Origin of the sequence: Pseudoalteromonas sp. OANN1, from assembly GCF_024124685.1 — a bacterium.
In the GTDB taxonomy this organism is placed as follows: Bacteria; Pseudomonadota; Gammaproteobacteria; order Enterobacterales; family Alteromonadaceae; genus Pseudoalteromonas; species Pseudoalteromonas piscicida.
In genome coordinates this window covers 23,651-42,569 of record NZ_JAMXSE010000011.1, presented here as the reverse complement: position 1 = coordinate 42,569, position 18,919 = coordinate 23,651, and the positions used below count along the sequence as shown (strand labels likewise).

19 protein-coding genes are annotated in these 18,919 nt (G+C 42.6%); 8 read left to right on the top strand and 11 right to left on the bottom strand.

The window, feature by feature from the left end; translation table 11 throughout:
• Positions 1–5 precede the first annotated feature (5 nt).
• Positions 6–2,210, bottom strand: a complete 2,205-nt coding sequence (locus NH462_RS11110) for a CapA family protein (protein WP_253105715.1) — start codon at positions 2,208–2,210, stop codon at positions 6–8.
• Positions 2,211–2,500: 290 nt separating this feature from the next.
• Between NH462_RS11110 and tyrR the strand changes: the two genes are divergently transcribed.
• A complete protein-coding gene (tyrR, locus tag NH462_RS11105) occupies positions 2,501–4,057 on the top strand; it encodes a transcriptional regulator TyrR (protein WP_010370766.1) in 1,557 nt (518 codons plus the stop codon).
• Between the two features lie 24 nt (positions 4,058–4,081).
• Here the strand turns inward: tyrR and NH462_RS11100 are convergent, their stop codons facing one another.
• A complete protein-coding gene (locus NH462_RS11100; RefSeq protein WP_253105714.1) occupies positions 4,082–4,648 on the bottom strand; it encodes a hypothetical protein in 567 nt (188 codons plus the stop codon).
• A 200-nt stretch (positions 4,649–4,848) separates the two neighbouring features.
• On the opposite strand from NH462_RS11100, the gene NH462_RS11095 reads away from it, so the two are divergent.
• The gene (locus NH462_RS11095; protein WP_253105713.1) at positions 4,849–5,382 is read left to right on the top strand and encodes an acyl-CoA thioesterase; all 534 of its coding nucleotides are present in this window, start codon (positions 4,849–4,851) and stop codon (positions 5,380–5,382) included.
• Between the two features lie 74 nt (positions 5,383–5,456).
• On the opposite strand, the gene NH462_RS11090 is transcribed toward NH462_RS11095, so the two are convergent.
• Entirely contained in the window at positions 5,457–6,107 is a 651-nt protein-coding gene (locus NH462_RS11090; RefSeq protein WP_010370776.1) for an OmpW family outer membrane protein, read from the bottom strand.
• Positions 6,108–6,366: 259 nt separating this feature from the next.
• On the opposite strand from NH462_RS11090, the gene dapE reads away from it, so the two are divergent.
• The 4 genes from dapE (at position 6,367) to NH462_RS11070 (ending at position 9,406) form a co-directional block, all read left to right on the top strand.
• Positions 6,367–7,548 carry a succinyl-diaminopimelate desuccinylase gene (gene dapE, locus NH462_RS11085; protein ID WP_222242726.1) on the top strand — a complete coding sequence of 394 codons (1,182 nt, stop codon included), beginning with the start codon at positions 6,367–6,369 and terminating at the stop codon, positions 7,546–7,548.
• Between the two features lie 155 nt (positions 7,549–7,703).
• The gene (locus NH462_RS11080) at positions 7,704–8,150 is read left to right on the top strand and encodes an Hsp20 family protein (RefSeq protein WP_010607857.1); all 447 of its coding nucleotides are present in this window, start codon (positions 7,704–7,706) and stop codon (positions 8,148–8,150) included.
• Between the two features lie 113 nt (positions 8,151–8,263).
• On the top strand, positions 8,264–8,710 hold the full coding sequence (locus NH462_RS11075) for an acyltransferase (protein ID WP_253105712.1): 447 nt from the start codon (positions 8,264–8,266) through the stop codon (positions 8,708–8,710).
• A gap of 27 nt (positions 8,711–8,737) precedes the next feature.
• Positions 8,738–9,406, top strand: a complete 669-nt coding sequence (locus tag NH462_RS11070) for a hypothetical protein (protein WP_253105711.1) — start codon at positions 8,738–8,740, stop codon at positions 9,404–9,406.
• A gap of 56 nt (positions 9,407–9,462) precedes the next feature.
• Here the strand turns inward: NH462_RS11070 and NH462_RS11065 are convergent, their stop codons facing one another.
• The 3 genes from NH462_RS11065 to NH462_RS11055 are packed head-to-tail and all read right to left on the bottom strand — an operon-like array spanning position 9,463 to position 12,160.
• Positions 9,463–9,975, bottom strand: coding sequence for a hypothetical protein (locus NH462_RS11065; protein ID WP_253105710.1), 513 nt, complete (start codon positions 9,973–9,975; stop codon positions 9,463–9,465).
• Positions 9,972–11,150 carry a peptidylprolyl isomerase gene (locus NH462_RS11060; protein ID WP_253105709.1) on the bottom strand — a complete coding sequence of 393 codons (1,179 nt, stop codon included), beginning with the start codon at positions 11,148–11,150 and terminating at the stop codon, positions 9,972–9,974. Before NH462_RS11060 ends, NH462_RS11065 begins: the two co-directional genes overlap by 4 nt.
• On the bottom strand, positions 11,150–12,160 hold the full coding sequence (locus NH462_RS11055; protein WP_017217794.1) for a phospholipase: 1,011 nt from the start codon (positions 12,158–12,160) through the stop codon (positions 11,150–11,152). The genes NH462_RS11060 and NH462_RS11055 overlap by 1 nt, the downstream gene beginning before the upstream one ends.
• A 211-nt stretch (positions 12,161–12,371) precedes the next feature.
• Between NH462_RS11055 and NH462_RS11050 the strand changes: the two genes are divergently transcribed.
• Both NH462_RS11050 and NH462_RS11045 read left to right on the top strand, forming a co-directional pair.
• Positions 12,372–13,187, top strand: coding sequence for a MipA/OmpV family protein (locus NH462_RS11050; RefSeq protein ID WP_045961893.1), 816 nt, complete (start codon positions 12,372–12,374; stop codon positions 13,185–13,187).
• Positions 13,177–13,575: a DUF3019 domain-containing protein gene (locus NH462_RS11045; protein ID WP_010370801.1), complete on the top strand. Its 399-nt coding sequence runs from the start codon at positions 13,177–13,179 to the stop codon at positions 13,573–13,575. The genes NH462_RS11050 and NH462_RS11045 overlap by 11 nt, the downstream gene beginning before the upstream one ends.
• A 25-nt stretch (positions 13,576–13,600) precedes the next feature.
• Here NH462_RS11045 and NH462_RS11040 read toward each other — a convergent pair whose 3' ends face one another.
• The 5 genes from NH462_RS11040 to NH462_RS11020 all read right to left on the bottom strand — a co-directional run bounded on the left by NH462_RS11040 (position 13,601) and on the right by NH462_RS11020 (position 18,642).
• Entirely contained in the window at positions 13,601–15,160 is a 1,560-nt protein-coding gene (locus NH462_RS11040; RefSeq protein WP_253105708.1) for a cryptochrome/photolyase family protein, read from the bottom strand.
• Positions 15,160–16,464, bottom strand: coding sequence for a DASH family cryptochrome (locus tag NH462_RS11035; protein ID WP_010370807.1), 1,305 nt, complete (start codon positions 16,462–16,464; stop codon positions 15,160–15,162). Before NH462_RS11035 ends, NH462_RS11040 begins: the two co-directional genes overlap by 1 nt.
• A gap of 59 nt (positions 16,465–16,523) precedes the next feature.
• The gene (locus NH462_RS11030; protein ID WP_010370811.1) at positions 16,524–17,036 is read right to left on the bottom strand and encodes a hypothetical protein; all 513 of its coding nucleotides are present in this window, start codon (positions 17,034–17,036) and stop codon (positions 16,524–16,526) included.
• A 148-nt stretch (positions 17,037–17,184) separates the two neighbouring features.
• Entirely contained in the window at positions 17,185–17,655 is a 471-nt protein-coding gene (locus NH462_RS11025) for a hypothetical protein (protein ID WP_253105707.1), read from the bottom strand.
• A 207-nt stretch (positions 17,656–17,862) separates the two neighbouring features.
• A complete protein-coding gene (locus NH462_RS11020) occupies positions 17,863–18,642 on the bottom strand; it encodes a delta-class carbonic anhydrase (RefSeq protein ID WP_253105706.1) in 780 nt (259 codons plus the stop codon).
• Positions 18,643–18,919: the final 277 nt, after the last annotated feature.

Sequence of the window (18,919 nt, the reverse complement as noted above, 5' to 3'; positions counted from 1 at the left end):
CTCTCTTATTGTTGGCTAAAAGTGAGAGTCAGCTCAGTCGTCTTCGCTACTTTTACTTTAATAAATTCTTGGCCATGGATTTGTGCGCTTTGCCACTGACCGTTTTGAAGTTGCACAGGGCGCTGCCACGAGATCATCGCAATATCATCTAAAAATAAGGCACTTTCACCACTACTTGGTGGCGCCATGGAGAGGCCAAACTGGACTCCACGAGCAGGCAGCCCTTCATCACCAAGCACAACGGAATCGTCAGGTAAGGTAATGTCTTGTCTAAACGTTTGCCACTCATAGCTCCCCGCTGGCTTTAATTGGGGCGTTGACTCAGAAAAGATAAGGCTATCTTCTGATGTTAAGATACGAATATCAGCCTTAAACTCACCAGCGTTCTCTCCTTTGGCATAACCAAAGAGCGAGAGCTCATGGTAAGCCTGTGCTGTGCTCGGCGCTGGTGTAATAGGCATGGTACGAATTGTGTGTTTGAACGGCACACGCGTTGGTGTTTCGTTAAATTGCGTTCGTTGTAAACAAAGCCCTTGTACGCCACGATATTTGCCGACTAAACACGGCGCGATATCGTCGGCCTCAATTAACCAACGAGAGACTTCCCCTTTTTCGTTATCGCTGTCCCAGTCTTCAAAATCCCCAAAGAACAATAAGTCCCGTCCAAGCACAATCTCTGCTTGAGCATCACTAGCTGTGAGTTTACTAAGGAACTCAGCACTGCTTGAATATTGGCGTAAATCGACAATATGCTCACCGGCTTCTAAGGTAATAACTTGTTGCTCGGTTGCTTTTGCTTGAACCGGTTTATCGAAGGTGACTTCTGCAAATCCCGAGCGCAATGAGATACCGACTTCGGGTGAAGAAAATTCAGCGATACGTTTTAGTAGGGCATTGGCAAGGTCGCCACTTACAAACTTAGGAACATAGTCTTCTAGATAAACGGGATAGGCTTTTAGTGCACTGATTTTAGGTGTGCCTGCAGTTTCTAACTCTACCACAGCTATCAGTCCTAAAAAGGTTTCAAGACGATTTTGCTCAAACACAAAGTTGCCTAGCCCAAGTATGCTTGGTACGCCATTGTATAAGCCAAACCCTTGCGCAACGTGAGGATGATGGGCAATCATCAAGTTAGCGCCATTTTTGGAAAGTAAATCAAATCGGTTTGAAATATACGCCGTTGGTGCGTATGAATACTCATCACCGCCGTGAAGCTGAGCCACAACAAAGCGGCCGTTGTTACTGGCTTGCACCACTGTTTCTTTCATACCATTGGTATCTGTTAGATCGGCAGCTCCCCCTTTAGCGTCTGATGCCACATAAGTGACGGTATGTTGATCGCCTGTAATAGAAGTCGCGGAAACAAAGTCTATGGTTGCTTCACCAAGGCTTAGACTATAGGGCTTAAATGCCTCTGCCGCGCTTGTGCCTGCGCCACTGTGTTTTAGTCCGGCTTGCTCGACGTACTTCAAGGTATCGTTCAGTCCAGATGCTCGATAGTCATAAACGTGGTTATTGCCAAGTGCGACATAGTCAATACCCAAATCATTGAGGGCAATTAATGACTCTGGCAGACTAAAAAATGCAAACTCTTTACTTGGATGGACCGTGGTTGGGTTTTTTAGGATTGGAGACTCCAAATTAACCGAAGCAAAATCGACATGTTTAAATAAAGGATGCATAAACTGCACCAGCGCTTGGGCATCAGGTCCTGCGCTTTGGGGCTGGATAAGTCCGTCAGGGGTGCTGGGCAATGAATTCCCCATGGTAATGAGATCAGGGTTGAAATAACGACGCCCAAACATGGTATCACCCGCGAAAAGTACGGTTTTTAGCGTGCTAGACTTAGCTTTTAGTTCAAGCGTGAGCTGCTGTTCATTGTTACTTTGATTCGCTAAGGTAAAAGCCAAGGGTAAATAATCGGGGTGAGATATTTCTGCAACATAAGCGCCGTATGCTAGAGCCGACAGGTCAAATACACCATCGCTATTTGAGGTAAATGACAGACCATTTATCGTGAGGTTGGCATTGGCGATGGGCATCGCTTTTGTGTTTTGCAGCAACACGCTTAAATTGGGCGTCTCGTTATCCCTATCTTGTTGGCTTTTATCTTCATCCTTATCGATTTGTGAAGGACCTGTTTCATTTGGGTCCTCTACTGAGCAGGCCGTGAGCGCAAATAGTAATACTACATTTAAGATTTTTTTCATTGTGGCTAGCCTGCTTTCAAAAAAGATACATTATCCAATTCTTTAGTATTATATCTGTAACTCTTTATGCGTTGCAATCCTTAGAAATGGAATGTAAGTTTCTAAATCAAAAACTTAACAAATGCTTAAAAACGTCTTAAAAAACAACTTTTTTCAGTTCTTCATTAGTATAGGACAAGAATTTGCGAGGATAGCTAAAATTCTGTTCAATATTCTTTACGTTTTTCTAGTCGGCCAGCTATTCTTAGAGTATGATCTCGTCAATTGTGAAAACCCGCTTTGAGGAACAAATGCGTCTAGAGATACATTGCGCTGACCGTATTGGTATTGCCCAAGAAATTCTCAATATCTTGGTGAGTTACCGTGTCGATTTGAAAGGTATAGAAGTCGATTCAGTAAATTGTCGAATGTACGTGAGCTTTCCACCCATCGAATTTGAACAGTTTCAGAAGATTATGCCTGAGATCCGCTTAATCGATGGTGTTGAAGATGTTCGTACCACAGCGTTTTTACCGTCAGAACGTGAGCATAATGAGCTGAATACCTTGCTCAGTGCATTACCTGATGGTGTAATTTCTATCGACGCTAAAGGCTGGGTACGTCATTGCAATGACGCAGCTTGTCGCGACCTTAACATGGTTGAAAAGGAAGTGATCGGTGCCAACATTAACAACCTTTTGAAAGGGTTTAACTTTACCCGTTGGTTAGAAGGTAAAGAGGTGTTAGGCCAGACAACCCGTGTAGAAGTGGGTGGGGAAGATTTTATTGCTGATATTTTGCCAATTTCGGTGCCCCAAGGGATCGAAGGCGATGTATTAGCCGGTGCGGTGATTAACATTAAATCGCAGTCGCGATTAGGACAACAAGTCAGTGCGTTTCGTCGTTATGGCCAAGAAAGTTTTGCGACGATTCATAACCACAGCACAGCCATGCGTAGAGTCGTGCGTGAAGCCAGAAAAATGGCACAGCTAGAAGCGCCAATTCTGATCACAGGTGAAACTGGTACGGGTAAGGAGCTATTGGCTAGAGCATGTCATTATGCGTCTAACCGTTCGTTAAAGCCGTTTATTGCGCTTTCTTGTGCTTCGCTGCCAGATGACGTTGCCGAGTCTGAGCTTTTTGGTTATGCAGGCTATGAAGAAAATGCAGCGCCAAAACGTGGTGTATTAGAACAGGCTGATGGTGGCACGGTATTCCTTGACGAAGTGGGTGAAATGTCAACCCAGTTACAAACTAAGTTACTGCGTTTCTTACAAGACGGCACGTTCCGAAAAGTCGGTGACGAGAATGAAGTTAAGGTTAATGTTCGCATCATAGCTGCAACGCAAAAAGACTTGCCTGCCATGGTTCAAGAGGGCGTATTTAGAGAAGACCTTTACTATCGCATTAACGTACTAACGCTTGAAATTTCTCCACTGAGAGATAGAAAAGCAGATATCGGGCCTTTGGCTGAACATTTTGTACAAAAATATGCCCAACAAAATGGTCATCCAGCGCCAACACTTGCTAGAGAATGTATTGAGTTTTTAGAGAGTTATCCTTGGCCTGGTAATGTGAGGCAGCTAGAAAACGCCATTTATCGTGCGGTTTCGTTGCTTGATGATAAAGAGCTTCGTACTGAGCATCTAAACTTACCGACCTTTACCCATGACTTAGGTTATTTGGAGTCTGATTTTGAAGGGACGTTGGACCAAGCGGTGAAGCGATTTGAAGCAACCTTGTTGCGCAAGCTTTACCCCGCTTATCCGAGTTCAAGGCAATTGGCTAAACGTTTGGGATTAAGCCACACAGCCGTAGCCAACAAGCTGCGTGAGTATGGGATAAATAGAAAAACAGTCAAAGTATGATCTAAAGGCCACGTAATGTGGCCTTTATGATTTAGTTCCCATGTCTTTTGTCACGCCATCTACCTTAATATTCTTGATGCCATCTTCTTCAAAAGAGACTGTGATACTCACGTTATCTCGCGCAAAGAAGTAATCTATCCCATTTACCGTTAAGACGTAATTACCCTTTACAGAGTCGCTAAATTCTTTTTTCACAAGAGAGATGTGATGATCTGCAATTTGCCACTTAAATTCAGAAATAAAACCTTGATTGAATTCTTGGATCCACACGCGGGTATCGTCTTTACTCAGTGTAATGGCAACTGAGTAAGACTCTGGTAGTTCAGACATGTCATAATGATTTGCACCGATGCGAAACTGTTCAGTCTGTTTGTTCCAAGCAAAACCAAACTCAAACGCTTTCTCTACACCGGTTGGGTAGGTTAGCGCGCCTTCTCCTTTATAGTCAAAGTCTGCGTAACACATACCGGAAAAGGCAAATAAGGTGGAACAGGTAACAAGGGATAATTTTTTCATTGACTTCACTTCAGCTATTTTACTTAATTTGAGGCTCGCGTATGTAACAACCGAACTCATTGTTTTTAAGCTCATTTTATGGGCCTTTCTGGTCATGCTAGAAAGGCGTTCATTTTTTGAAGCTCAGGTTATTAATCTAGTTTACCGACAGCATTACCGCAACCAAGGGTCAAAGTAATGTATCGGTTATAGACGCAAGCGTAGCAAAATAATCACTTTAGAATATGAATTGCTATGCTAGAATCGAAAAATTATAAACTGGTAAGACCATTGTTATGAATTTATATTTTCGTTTACTGCTGCTGTTTTGGAGAATAAGACAGAATAAACAAATAGCAGATTCCATTTTGTCTCCGATAGATATTGAGTACCGCGCCCTGCCAAGCGATTGCGATATCAATATGCACTTGACTAATTCACGATACCTCGCATTTATGGACTTAGCACGCACTTGGATGACAGAGCGAGTTGGGTTATTTGCAGCTGTGATGAAACGCCGCTGGTTTCCAATTGTGAACGCAACGGCGATTACTTATATTCGCGATATCAAGCCGCTGCAAAAATTTACCATTACCACTAAGGTGGTGGGATGGGATCACAAATACTTTTACATTGAACAGCGCTTTCATTCTAAGCGTGGACTGCACGCGATTGCATATGTGCGTGGGGTATTCAAACGTAAGGGCGGTGTAGTTGCGGTCGAAGAAATGCTAGAAGTGGCTGGGTTTGACGGTGAGGTACCTATTTTATCTCCTGAGATTATGCATTGGAAAGCCATGTTAGAGGCAAAGAAAAACAGTAATCTATAAACTATAAAGGCCACATCAGTGGCCTTGGGGATTGAGAAAGTAACAGTAATTCTGTGTTCTATACGGTTTAGGTATTAGAACTTATATTTCACACCGAACATTGCTACAACAGGGTCTAGCTCTACGTCAGATGTTAGTGCCTTTACGCCGTTAGCGTAAACAGTTGCATCGGTATTAATGTCCATTTTAGAGATCATGCCATGCAGACCCCACTTTTCATTTAAGTCGTAGTTAAAACCAATTTGTAATGCAATACCAAAAGAGCTATCCAAATCAACTTCTACGTCGTTAGTTTTTAGTGTTGCTTTCAGTGCTGCACTTGGCTCTTCATCGAAGAATACTGTGTAGTTCAGACCTGCACCGATAAATGGACGAAACTTAGCGCTTGCATCAAAGAAGTGATACTGTGCAAGTAATGTTGGTGGCAGGTGTTTAATGTCAGCGATTTCAGCCCCTGCTAAGCCACCAGCACCGTCAACTGTGTGAGAAAATGGTGTTGCCGCAACCAGTTCAAATACGATGTTATCGCTGTAGTGGTAGTCAAGCGTGATACCTAGCTGAGTATTTGAGTCAGCAACTAGACCAAGAGAGTTATCTTGATCAATTGCAGAAGCCGAATTGTCAGGGTTTACGTTAATAGCACCAACATTAACACTGAAATTTGCGTGTGCGAAGGGAGCAGCAACTAGCAGAGTAGATAAAAGTGCAGCGCTTAAAGTTTTCATTTTCTTCTCCTAACCCTATGTGAGGACATTTTTAAACTGTGAAACAGTGTGTGTTTTCAATGAAGCCATCTTAAAAGGGTTCAAAAAATGAAAAACTGTTCTAGATCAATTTTTAAATTGTAAGATTTCAGAAATTTTTGAAAGTTTGATTTAGATTAAGTTTTCTCAATGTCATTAATTTGCATTAAAACTGCAATGCTGTGGTCAAAGTTACATCTTTAAATAATTGCTAGATTTCACCTACAAATCATTCTTAGTTATGTCACTAGCAACACAGTATCAAAACCTCAGTACTTCATACGCGACAGAAATATTAACGCGTTTGATCCAAGCGCCTTCGGTTACGCCTTGTGATGCAGGCACTATCGCATTCATGTCAGAGCAACTCGCCGCGCTGGGCTTTACTATTGAGCAGTTTGAGGTGCAGGGAGTAAAAAACTTAATTGCAAGTTATCGCTTCTCTCAAGGACCAACTTTTGCTTTTTCTGGTCATGTGGATGTCGTGCCTGCAAATAATAAAGGCTGGATTGTGCCACCATTTAGTGCGCAGGTTATTGATGGCGTGATGTATGGACGTGGTGCTGCGGATATGAAAGGTGGCGTTGCCGCAATGCTTGCTGCAACCAAAACATTACTACAGCATCGTGAAAAATTACGAGGAAGCTTTTACTGGTTGCTCACTTCTGACGAGGAAGGTGAAGCGGAGTTTGGTTCTAAATTGATTGCAGAGCGATTAGCTGAAAATGGCATCGAGCTAGATGCTTGTTTGGTTGGTGAACCGACTTCACACCAAGTGGTAGGAGATACGGTTAAAAATGGTCGTCGTGGGGCGATTTCTGGGCGTATTCAAGTTAAAGGAAGAGCGGGGCATGTGGCTTATCCAGAACAAACGATTAATGCAGCTCACATCGCAGGCCAGTTGGTTAGTCAACTCGCGCTTTTACCTTGGTGGAAAGACGAAGCGGGATCGCAAACCACGCTGCAAGTTACTGGGATCACAGTTCCAAATATCGTGGATAATTTAGTGCCAGCAGAGTGTGAAATCACCTTTAATATTCGTTACAGCCATGCCTATAAGAGCCAAGAAGTTGTGCACTATATCCAAGAGTCGCTGGCTAAATCTGGTGCCATGTTAGCGATCAGTTGGGAGCGGCCTTGTGAGTCGTTTTATACCGGCGCAAAGCAAGAAAACTGTTTCTTAACGCTGGTAGAACAAGCAATCCAAGAAACAACGGGGCAATATCCGAGTTTAAGTACGGCAGGCGGCACCTCCGATGGTCGCTTCTTTGCGACCGGAAAAACACAAGTGATCGAATGCGGGGTAAAGAATGATTCAATTCATCAAGTGAATGAACATCTATCCCTCAGCGACCTGCATGCGATAGAAAAAATATACTTATCTGTTTTAAATAGGTTTTTTAAAAAAGTTGAAAATTTTTAAAAGAATTTTCTTGAAAATAAATCTGCTGACCATAAATAGCTTTATGAGGACGCCGATAGGGCCTCATAAATTAAATAACTATTTGTTTTAAAAGTGCTTATTGGTTCTTTTTGAAGAGTGAGCACCTATGTATAGCTTTAAGAGGATACAAGATTATGCGTACAGTAGATTTATCACCATTATATCGTTCATTTATCGGTTTTGATCATTTAGCTTCTATGATGGATGCTGCTGCGAGAACAGATAAACAACCTAGCTATCCACCATACAACATTGAAGCGCTAGGTAAAGACAAGTATCAAATTACTATGGCTGTTGCAGGGTTTACCGAGCAAGAGCTAACACTGGAATCAGAAAACAATACGTTGACCGTAAAGGGACAAAAGCAAGCGACTGAAGAAGCCAACGAGCGTAAATTTATTCATCAAGGGATCGCCGAACGCGGGTTCGAGCGCAAGTTCCAACTTGGTGATCATGTCAAAGTATTAGGCGCAGACTTAGCACACGGCTTACTGGTTATTGACCTTGAGCGCGAGATCCCAGAAGCACTGAAGCCAAGAAAAATAGAAATTGGCTCGGGCAACTTGCTTGAAAGCAAGTAATATCAATCTAATTTATTGATTTCCAACTCGCCGCCGTCAGGCGGCTTTTTTTTGCCTAAATACAAAGCATTTGTTATTAGTAACGTTATGCCTCACTTGTTATTCCCCAGAAAATGAAACTAGGACTAAGACAATACGTAAAAAGACGAAATGGTGTACCACTGGGTCATAGTCAGTCATTAGGAAACATGTTACGGCGCGCTTTCGGCGCTCAGTCTTTCGATGGCTTCTGGGTTTATTGGAATCCTATCTGGAGTTATTACTTGGCGCGTTTCGTATTTCGTCCATGTGCAGCGAAAGTGGGGGAAAAACTTGGCTATTGGTTTACTTTTATCGTGAGCGGCGCATTGCATGACGTCATTGTTGGATTAGTGGTGGGAGAAGCTATTTTTACATTTACCCCATTCTTTGCTGTACTCGGGGTTGTTGCGCTTGGATTTAAAGTGACGGGGTATCGTTATCCGAGTCAGCACTTTCTCATTGCATCTTTGTTTAACGGCTCGATCATTGTATTTAGTTTTTATCTAAGTAGTGTTTTTAGCGAGTTACTTGTAAGGTAGAAGAAAAATATTGCGTAGAGATGAAGAATGGAGCTAAAAGATAAGCTGATATTGTTGTTGAAATCAGGTGGGTTGTCGTTACTCATCGCGGGTGGATTTTATACTTTGTTGTTTCACATGTCTGCCCAATTTCATCACCAAGTGCAATTTTCGCCCTTTTCGCAAGATACCGGCGTAAACGCGATGCTAATTTATAGCTTTTTGGTTTTTCTATTTAGTGCCATTTTTAGCTATTTCTTTTTGAAAATGCATGCTGCCCGTCATGATATGCATGTTGATGGCTTAGTTCTGAGCATCAAATATACACACTTAGTGCTTTGGGGAGGTGTTGTCAGCATTGCGATTTATATCTTATTACACATGAATCAACATGTTTTGGTGTTAAATCAAGCCAAAGACAGCCACACTTCAGCTCAGCAACTTGAAGCGTTGGTTTCTTATCTGCCTGAAAGTGGCGATGTGATAGATCTTGCGGTTGCACAAAACCCCGCGACGGCACCAAACACGCTAACTTATTTGAGTCTAAAACGAGACTTTGCTACGCACCTTGCACTTGCCATGAATCCAAGTACTCCCAAAAAAGTGCTTGAAGAAATTATTAGTTATTATCAGGGAGGACAACAAGATGTAGTCCTCAATGCAGTGATGAAAAACCCTAATGTGGCTAGCGGCAACATTCAGCTTCAGGTACGTTGACAGTTTTATTCTCTGACTGAGCGTGTAGGAAACACAAGTAGAGCCACTGGCTAACTTTATTTGTTATCACGTTCGCTCAATTCAGTACGCAATTTACTTTGCATGTCTTTAAGTGCTGTAATTTTATCTCTTGCCTCTTGTAACTGTTGTTGTGGTAATCCCTCTTTAATCCCACGTGCTAGCAGCGTTTCTATTTGCGCTACTTTGCCATCAACAGCCGCAATATACTGTTGTTTTAGCTTGGTGTCTTTTTGATCCAAATATGCTTGGTAAGCTTCGGTATCCGACAAATCGCCCTGAAAATCATCTATCTGCTTTTCAGCTTGGTTTATTGGCGGCAGATATTCAGGTTCCGTGATTGGCTTAACGCCTTTGAAAGAGGTCTCTGCATTTGGTTTGATAGGAGCATAAGTATTGAGTAACGTTTCAGTTCTTTTCTCCTGCTCAGGCTTTGTCTGCGAGGGGGTATTATATGTGGGGTTTTGCCAACCTATGCTGGCAAAACGCAGTGTGAATACAGCGATCACTGCCCCAAGGAATATGACAATCAATGCTTGCCAATACTTCATATTACTGCTCCGCTGTTTGCTGCTTTCCAAGCCATATAATCTTGCTCGAATTTGTGCTGAGCAAACTCTTGGGTCAGTGCCCGCAGTGCTTGGTAGCGTACTGTTTCACTTTTCACATCGTAGTAATCATATACAGGTGACTGACTATACAATACTAGCCATTCGCCACTTGGCGTGCGAATACTAGGTGTTATCTTGCCTTGTTGATTACTAAACGCCAGCTGTGTTTCCCATTTCGGCGTGCTTTGGCGCGTCAGCGGAGTGAGTTGGGCCTGCCATATTAATATCGGGGTATATTTAGCGACGGCTTGTTGCCATGAGTGTGCATTTGCATAATCATTAAATTGCTGTGCGGCTTTTTGTTCGGGAAATTTCGCTGCGCTCGCACTGACTTGCTTGATGTATTTAAACCGCTTCTTATGACGCTCATAATACTTCGCGATAGCGCTTTCTGGAATTTCACTTCTTAGGGTATCAACATACTGGCTCGTTGCACCATGCATCTCTTCCTTAACACCAAGAAATGCCAACATGCTCGGCCTCAATAGTTCTGCGATTACCACTTGTCGTAACTGTTCTATTGTCAGACCTTGCTTAGCAACATAAGGTTTTGCGGCGGTAAATAGCGCCTGTTGATTGAGATGTTGATTGACAATAGCTTGCAGTAACGCGAGTTCTCCTTGGTGAAGTTTAAAGCGGTTTTGCATTGATTGGCTATGTAATACTTGGGCAAGTGTCAGTGGCGCTGATTTTGTTAGTTGCAGCTGTTGCCATTTGAGTAATTGCTCAGCAGGGTATCGCCCATCAGCGGGGTACTGTCCTAGTAAAGACAGCATCTGATCCTTATCAAATACCAAAGGGTAGTGTTTTTTTTCAAGCTGAGAAAGTGCCGGGAACCAATGTAAGAGTGAGCTTGCGAGAAACTTATCGACGTGATATTGGGTGCTGAAACCAACGTTAGATTGGCGATCCAAAATACTTGGGTTAAGTTGCTTCGCTTGGAATAATAAGAACTGATTTTCAAGTAACTGCGCCGTAGTTTGCTTTTTAGATAGCGTTCGGCCTTGTTCAAGGTAGAGTTGATGGACTAAAGGCGTCAGGGCTTTAGGTATACTTGGTGAGGCAAAGCTTGGTAAGCAAAAACTGCTTACCAAGAAAAGTAAAACAAATCGCATTATCTCACGTCCATCGCGTGATTAAGTAAGTGGACAACCATAGCTATCGCATGTGGGATCACTTGTTTTCCTGTATTTACGCGGTCGTAATGATCCTCAGAGTTCAATACGATACCACCTTGTGAGTAGGAGAAAGCGCCACCCTGCGTTAGTAGTGGGCGGATGTCTGTTGAGCTAGTATCAACTGCACTAAAACTATTCATTGCTTGCTTGACCAAAGTAAAGTCATTTAATGATTCTTGATCATAATAGTCTTTCACCCAAGACTCCCAGCCAGCATGATTCAGATCTGATGTTGTCCAAGTATGGTGTGGTTGAAGTAAATCTGTGGTGTGAAATACAAAACCGAGTACTTGTGGGTTCCCGCTTTGCACATAACTTTGGTACCAATACTGACCTAAGTTGTCAATCGGTTGAAAAGGCATTTCTTCAAAATCATCATACATGCTATATGTTGAGTGACTATCAATACGATAGTGCTTTTCTGTGATCCCATAACTATCGTATTCAGTGTCATCAGCACTGAACCATCCAGTTTCGCCGCCATGACCATCGTCTAAATAGTCACCTTTTAGCCAAGTCGCCGCCATCGTATCAACAGAGCCCCACACGGTTAACTTTTGATAATTATAACCACCGAAGTCATTGCCGTGAGTATCAGCTCCTTGAGTATGGTTTTGGAAGTGCCAGTAGCTGGTGTATTTCACGATGCTTTCAGCAGCACCCCAAAGAGGTGCCTGTACACAATCACCCGTGATGGCACCACAAAAAAACGTATCTTCAAAATCATCGACGTCATAAGCCGCTTGACCTAGTAAGTTGGCAAGCGCAGATACAGACATACCGTTAGCTTGTGCGTAGGCTTGTAGCTTTGCATATTGTGTTGTTGTCGGGTTTTGCGCCATGTAGTTCACAGCGTCGATTACGATACGCTTATGTGTTTCTTGACTAAATGCGTGGCTTTGACCAGCAGCGACTACTAGCGCCAAAGGGAGTAAATATTTTTTCATGAATTGCCTCTATTGATTTTAATTTATGTGAACGCGAAATTTTCTGCTTAAAGCAAAGTGCGCTATTTAAAATAATTTATGTGAAATATTTATTAAAATAAAGTTAAATTATGTGTGGGTTAAAAATTAGAGAAGATGCTTGTTGGTCACAAATGGGTCAGGTATGATCTCGGGGAGAATTTAGGCACACCTGCGCTAAACGAATGGAACTATGAAAAAACTACTTATAATAATCAGTTTATTGTTACCGTTTTATGGAATTTGCGAAGAACAAAGTGACGAGCTTGATGACGAGTTTGCTTGGCAGCTGAGTGTTGGTGCCTTTTACGTTGATATGACAATGCCAGCTTTGATTGGCACGGACTCGACATTCAAACATGGTACTTTTCTAGTCGATGCAAAAATAGAATATAAAAGTTTTTACTTGAATACCCACTCAGGAGATTTTTTTGGTGGCTCGGATATTGGTTACCAAATTATCAACAATGGTGAATGGGGAATTGATGCCATTTATGGCAGTTATATGTTGCCTTTTTCTGAACGTGGTTACTACGATACCGACGATGTGGTACCTGAGCTAAGAGGCATTCGTAAACGCGATCAAGATAATTCTTTAGGCTTTTCCTATTATCGCCATGTCGGTGAATTTCTTGCCGTTGCTGAAATAGTCTACGATGTTTTTGGTGACACAAATGGTTGGGTTTTTCACCTCGAAGCGACACGTAACTTTGAATTGAGGAACTGGGATTTATGGCTTAACTTTGGCGCTAATTATTATTCTAGTAATTTTCATAATTACTTCTATGGTGTTTCAGAGGATGAGGTCAATGACTATTTGACTCCCTATAAACCCGGTGCTTCGGCCTCGGCGTTCGTACAAATGCAACTAAATTATCCAATTGCAGAAGATTGGGTGTTTAGCGCAGGCGCATCATGGTTAGTTGGTTCTCAAGATACGTTAGATAGCCCCTTAGTTCGCTCTCGCCACGCCAGAGTATTCTTTACTGGGGTGAAATATGTATTCTAAATTAATCACATGGATAGTGTTGTTTCTTGGGATCATGTTGAGCCACCAGCTCCACGCCGAAGAAACTAACTCAGTGGGAATACTTCATGCTGTACCGAGCAAGTGTGTTGCCCTGAACCAGGGGAGGACTTGCTATGCGGACGTCAAAGTAACGGTAAATGCACCAACTGAAGGTGACTATTGCATTCGAGAGAGTTTGTCGAAAAAGATCCTCCAGTGTTGGGCCAAAGCGGATACTTTTAAATATGAGTTAGACTTTAGCTCTGATGAGAGTTTGAGCTATGAGCTTATCTCAAAGCAGTCTCGAGATGTGCTAGCAGTGACCACTATTGAAGTGAACTGGGTTCACAAAGTAAAAACCAAAAAAAGGCGTTGGCGCCTCTTTTAATGTTTAGGCTACGTCCGAGCGTAGCCTAAAGTTGCTCAATGTTATCTAAGCACCATTGTGCCCTTTTGAGCACTTCCTGCCGTGTTTTCTCATCTTGTTTTTGCCAATTTCGATAGATCATGCCAATCCGGTGGTTATTGGCAAACTTATCCTCATGGCGGTGCATAAAATGCCAATAGAGGCTGTTTAGTGGGCAGGCATCATCACTCGATTTTTGCTTGACGTCGTAGTGACAATGTTGACAATAATCACTCATTTTTTGCATGTAGTTACCGCTTGCGGCGTAGGGTTTGGTTGCTACTATGCCGTGATCAGCAAATTGTGTCATGCCTCTGGTGTTTGGCATTTCTACCCATTCAATGGCGTCGATGTATATACCTAAATACCATTCATCCACTTGATCTGGGTGAACTCCGGTCAACAGGCAAAAGTTTCCCGTGACCATTAATCGTTGAATATGGTGGGCGTAGGCGTAATCTAGGCTTTGGGTGATGGCTTCACTGAGGCAACGCATCTTCGTTTTTCCATGCCAAAAATAGCTTGGTAGATTACGCTGAGCAAGCAAGTAATTTTTATGGCGGTAGTCAGGCATATTGAGCCAGTAAACAGCTCGGATATACTCTCGCCAGCCCAATATCTGCCTAACAAACCCCTCAATCTGCGCAATATCAATTTGTGAGTTGTCTTGGTATGCTGCGATAGCACTGTCGATAATGTGTTTAGGGTGAAGCATTTTTGCATTGAGCGCAAAAGAGAGCCGTGAGTGATACAGCGTCCATTTATCATCACTTTTACAGGTCATTGCATCTTGATATTGCCCGAATGAAGGCAATAGGTGTTCACAGAAAAAAGCCAAAAGATCTTGAGCTTGCGCACGGTTAACTGGCCACAGCAATGATCCTTCGCTGTTGCCAATGGTCTTTACGTTATGCCGTTCAATCCGCTTTAAAATGTCACTAACATCGTTGGCAAAACAAAGCGGTTGTGGGATAGCGTCGATGTCTTTTTGCTTGAGTTTGTTACGGTTTTGACTATCGTAATTCCATTGCTTGCCAAGCGGCTCACCGTCGTCCATTAATACATTAAAGCGGCGCCTGAGTTTGCGATAGAAAAACTCCATTGTAGTGTGTTTTCCTGGCGTTAAGTAGTCATCCAGCTCTTCATAGGGGACTAAAAAATGCTCAGTGTCATAGCAACGAACCTGTAACTGGTCGAGTGTTAATTCCATCATTTGTTTCAGTAAGCGATATTCATCCGGTCTTTGATAGTCAAAGCTCGACACCTGATATTTATCACATAAATACGCAATTAAAGCGGGGAGATCCGAATAGTCCTGAGTCTCATCGAGGGTGAGATGTAGCACATGGAATCCAGCTTTATCCAGCGCGACGGCAAAATTCGCCATGGCTTTGAAGAAAGCACACACTTTTTGAATGTGATGTTTGGTGTAGTCGGCCTCTTGTTTGAGTTCTGCTATCAGATAAAGATACTCTGCTTTATCGTCAGCAAACCAACTATGTTTGGCATTGAGTTGGTCGCCAAGAATTAATCTGAGGCCTTTATATTGAGGTTTTTGTTGTGCCATTAGTTATCCTCCAAAGGCCAACCAACATGATCTTGGCTGTCAAGTTGTGGAGTGGCTTCTCCTTGCCATAATTTTATATATTCACCATCTGGGTCAAATAGTGCTTGTTGCTTTGTGATATTGAAATGGCGACCGCCACGAGGATCAGCTCCAACACCCGCTATATACTGCCAATTTCCCCAATTTGCCGCGACGTCGTAATCGATAAGATGTTGCTCAAAAAAAGCGGCGCCATAGCGCCAATCTAGCTGAAGCTCATTCACAAAGTAGCTCGCAGCTATTTGTCTTGCCCTGTTGGAAATCCAACCGGTTTTAGTCAATTCGTGCATAATGGCATTGACCAGTGCATTGGGCGTTCGGCCTTGGCACCACTTTAAAAAGCGCTCTGGATAGAAACTGGTTTTTGGTGTTTTGGCTTTGACGCCTGAAAAGCTAAATAGCGTGTGTTGATGTTTAAGTGCATACCAATGAAAGTACTCACGCCACAACAGTTCAAACCAAATCCAATAGGTTGATTCATTTGCGCCTCTTTGCTGCTCAAATTGAGTAAGTGCTTGCTTGATCTGTCTAGGACTGATAGCGCCATAGGCAAGTATTGGACTAAACCGAGTGGAAAAATGCTCACCGAACAAGGCGTTTCGGGTTTCTTTGTATGTAAGAGCCGCATCCGTTTGGAAGTATTGTTGTAGTTGCTGCTGAGCTTGCGCTTCACCGGCGGCTACTTTGATACTGTATGAAGAGTTTGCTTTAAATTCAGCTAAATCTGATACCCGATTCGGTCTTGGTGGAAGCTGTGGGGTTGCAATAGGTAATTTAGGTTCAATTTCCTCTACAGTTTTGCGAAATGGCGTAAAGCTCGGTGGTAGTTCACTGACGCTGATTGGTAGTGAGTCTGGTTCAAAAAGGGTGTTTGAATAAGCACTAATGTATTGAATATGTGGGAAATTGTCTTGTAGTTTTAACCAAAGCTTTTGTTCATCGAATCCTGGATGAACAGCGCGACCAATATGAGTTACCTGTTGTGTATGAATAATCTCAGTCAGTGCTTTGAGCTGAGCTGTGTCACGCAACAGATACAGCTTCTGTTGTTGTGACGCTAGTGATTGATGTAAGGCATTGAGCGTCTGATTGCGATAACATTCGACAGTAAAAGAAGGTGAGCACTGCGCTTTGCGAGCCGTCCAGAGGTTTACAGTGGGTAGATAAATGCAGATAAGTGTGTCGACTTGAGACGCCAGCGTCGTAAGTGCGGGATTATCACTAAGGCGGCAGTCGTTTTCAAATAAATAGAGTCCTACTTTCATGTGTATTCTTAACAGTCATGAATGAATAAGACTCTATACGTAACAATTAGCTAAATTGCTCAGTTAGTTTGGCAAGATTCTATAAGTGTACGCAGGTGAGCACCAACGTCTTGTGTTTTGGTTTGGCCTCGCTCAAGTAAGTTGCTTGCTTGCTGTTTTAGCTCCGCCAAATCATACTGCTCGAGCAAAGTTCTTAAATATCTAACTGTATCAGCACCTTGCTGAAGCAAATCAGGAAACTGTTCGATGGAAATTTCCTGTTGGCTTAGGCGAGAAATAGAGTTGAGTAGGTCGCTTAAATTTGCACTGTCTTGCAATGCGCCTTCAACCGCAATAAGCGCGCCCATCGGATCGGCATCTAGATTATTTGCAACGCAAGCTGCAACACTACCTGCTTCTGCTGATGCTTGCACTGACTCTATCCCTTTATCACGGATCTGCTCAACCACTTGCTGTAGCTCTTGATGTTCAGATAAATATTGTGCCTCGATTTGGGCTTTAGAGTCTTCCAGCATATCGCATGCGGTAAGTGAAACGACCATAGTAGACGCAAAGGCAATCGCTCTTAGCATTTTATCACTTCCTATATAAAGATTTTGTGAAAGTCTAAATAGCTAAGAGCCAGAAGTCACGCAGAGTTTGGTTTTGTATGCTCTGCATGACTTTGATTTTAGAGTGATGTTTAGTGGCCGCCGTTGTCACTTCGTTTAGCAGCTCAGGTTAGTTTGCTTGTTGCTGCGCTCTTTTGAACTCCTGTAGACCAACGATATTCGTTTTCTTGAATAATTCAAAGCGCAGCATGTTTTCGATGAGTAACAGTGCTTTGTTCCAAGCGTTTTTTGCTGCTGTGGTAAAATGCCTGCCAAGATGACTTTTTAGCGTTGCTGTAAAGGTAAACAACAAGACACTGATATCTTTTTCTGACGTTCCCATAAATAACAGCGTACCGCGTTGTTTTTGCAGATAATGTAATAAGTTTGATTGCTGTGGGGTACGCATCACACAATTTTGCACAAAATCAAATATTTGATGCTCCCAGATTATGAGTTGTCCCACATTTGTTGGAATTTGCATGCGCAAATCGTAATGTTGAATTTGGTTGTACCAAGAAGTGCAAAAGCCATGGAAATTCGGACGAATACTCGCAAGCGTTTGAGTTAAAAGTTGATATTGATAGGGAGTAATGCTCATAGACGCCTCTTCAAATTGATGAAGAGCGGATCCTTTGCTCAAAAACAAATAGCCTAAGTCTGAGTATAGCTGTTTTTTTTAAATGCGAGACTTTTTAATATTTTTTTGTGAGATTTTTCTTACATTGCAATAATTGATGTCTCAATGTACAAAATAAAGCGTAGTAGGCCTGCATGGAACATTGGCCTACGTTTATTTAGACGATACTTAGTGCGTAATTGGAGAAAGTAACTGTGGATCTGTCACGAGTTTACGAATGCCATGCGCATGGTCTTCTTCAAAAGCATTATCTTTACACCAACGCGCGAGACTATTTATATCAACTTTGGCACAGCTTGGGCGTACACTCCAGCTTACCTGTAAAGGTGAGCACTGTTGGTTGTTATAGCTAGGCCCTGTGGTTGAACCTAAAAACTCCACTGGTGTGCCGGTATTACTTGGTAGCGCACCTGCTTGATGGTAGCCGCCAACTTGACCTTGATAATCAAGCTCAGTGAAGTCTTGCGCATTTTCATCATTAACCACTAAAAACACCTGAGTTTCGACGCGTAGATCGGGGTTGGCACAGCTATCATTTAAGCAAGCGCCAAGTGTCGGGCCAGGTTTTACATCACAAGAGCTATGAACCCAGTGTACTTCAATGGTATCGCCGGGCTTTACGTTGTTACATACTTTATCGTCTACAGGAGCAAGCTCCGCAGGGGTGAGGCTTGCAGTTGCATTACATCGGAATCCACCATACTTCGGGTCATTGGAAACGACAGAGAAGTCTTTGGCTTTATGTTCTGCATTTTTATGAAAATGGATGTTACATAGATTGAGTTTTTCTTTTGGCGGCGCCATAGCAAAAACCCGTTTGTTGTGACCCTGCAAACTATCAATATCTCTCGGTGTTTGCGGTCCTGCCGACTCACATTGCGCTGCAAACGCTTCGAAGCTAAATATAGACAGCGCTGTCAATTTGCTTGATTTTATAACCGTTCTCATTTGGTTTTCCTTTCTTTCGTGATTTTATTGTCCCCAATTATGGATCAAATATTTCTTTTTTGTTACAAAAAATGAAGGGGGACGAAGCTGGACCGATGAGTTGGGCGTCAGGGTATTGTATGTGAAAAGTAAAATACCTGATTACATCTCAGCAACGAGCTGAAACGTCAGAAGATAGTTCTAAATCAAGGTTGCTATCTAGGCATACTGTCTTTATAATACGCAGCATATTTAGGCAATCGGACTGAAACTTTCGTTTTTCAGTACAATTGACTTT

Excerpts from the sequence above, each read along its gene's own strand:
- NH462_RS11055 (WP_017217794.1), bottom strand. The coding sequence starts at position 12,160 with ATGAAAAAATATTTACTCCCTTTGGCGCTAGTAGTCGCTGCTGGTCAA.
- NH462_RS11080 (WP_010607857.1), top strand. The coding sequence starts at position 7,704 with ATGCGTACAGTAGATTTATCACCATTATATCGTTCATTTATCGGTTTT.
- NH462_RS11060 (WP_253105709.1), bottom strand. The coding sequence starts at position 11,150 with ATGCGATTTGTTTTACTTTTCTTGGTAAGCAGTTTTTGCTTACCAAGC.
- NH462_RS11050 (WP_045961893.1), top strand. The coding sequence starts at position 12,372 with ATGAAAAAACTACTTATAATAATCAGTTTATTGTTACCGTTTTATGGA.
- dapE (WP_222242726.1), top strand. The coding sequence starts at position 6,367 with ATGTCACTAGCAACACAGTATCAAAACCTCAGTACTTCATACGCGACA.
- NH462_RS11110 (WP_253105715.1), bottom strand. The coding sequence starts at position 2,210 with ATGAAAAAAATCTTAAATGTAGTATTACTATTTGCGCTCACGGCCTGC.
- NH462_RS11100 (WP_253105714.1), bottom strand. The coding sequence starts at position 4,648 with ATGAGCTTAAAAACAATGAGTTCGGTTGTTACATACGCGAGCCTCAAA.
- NH462_RS11095 (WP_253105713.1), top strand. The coding sequence starts at position 4,849 with ATGAATTTATATTTTCGTTTACTGCTGCTGTTTTGGAGAATAAGACAG.
- NH462_RS11070 (WP_253105711.1), top strand. The coding sequence starts at position 8,738 with ATGGAGCTAAAAGATAAGCTGATATTGTTGTTGAAATCAGGTGGGTTG.
- NH462_RS11075 (WP_253105712.1), top strand. The coding sequence starts at position 8,264 with ATGAAACTAGGACTAAGACAATACGTAAAAAGACGAAATGGTGTACCA.
- NH462_RS11045 (WP_010370801.1), top strand. The coding sequence starts at position 13,177 with ATGTATTCTAAATTAATCACATGGATAGTGTTGTTTCTTGGGATCATG.
- NH462_RS11025 (WP_253105707.1), bottom strand. The coding sequence starts at position 17,655 with ATGAGCATTACTCCCTATCAATATCAACTTTTAACTCAAACGCTTGCG.
- NH462_RS11040 (WP_253105708.1), bottom strand. The coding sequence starts at position 15,160 with ATGGCACAACAAAAACCTCAATATAAAGGCCTCAGATTAATTCTTGGC.
- NH462_RS11030 (WP_010370811.1), bottom strand. The coding sequence starts at position 17,036 with ATGCTAAGAGCGATTGCCTTTGCGTCTACTATGGTCGTTTCACTTACC.
- tyrR (WP_010370766.1), top strand. The coding sequence starts at position 2,501 with ATGCGTCTAGAGATACATTGCGCTGACCGTATTGGTATTGCCCAAGAA.
- NH462_RS11020 (WP_253105706.1), bottom strand. The coding sequence starts at position 18,642 with ATGAGAACGGTTATAAAATCAAGCAAATTGACAGCGCTGTCTATATTT.
- NH462_RS11035 (WP_010370807.1), bottom strand. The coding sequence starts at position 16,464 with ATGAAAGTAGGACTCTATTTATTTGAAAACGACTGCCGCCTTAGTGAT.
- NH462_RS11090 (WP_010370776.1), bottom strand. The coding sequence starts at position 6,107 with ATGAAAACTTTAAGCGCTGCACTTTTATCTACTCTGCTAGTTGCTGCT.
- NH462_RS11065 (WP_253105710.1), bottom strand. The coding sequence starts at position 9,975 with ATGAAGTATTGGCAAGCATTGATTGTCATATTCCTTGGGGCAGTGATC.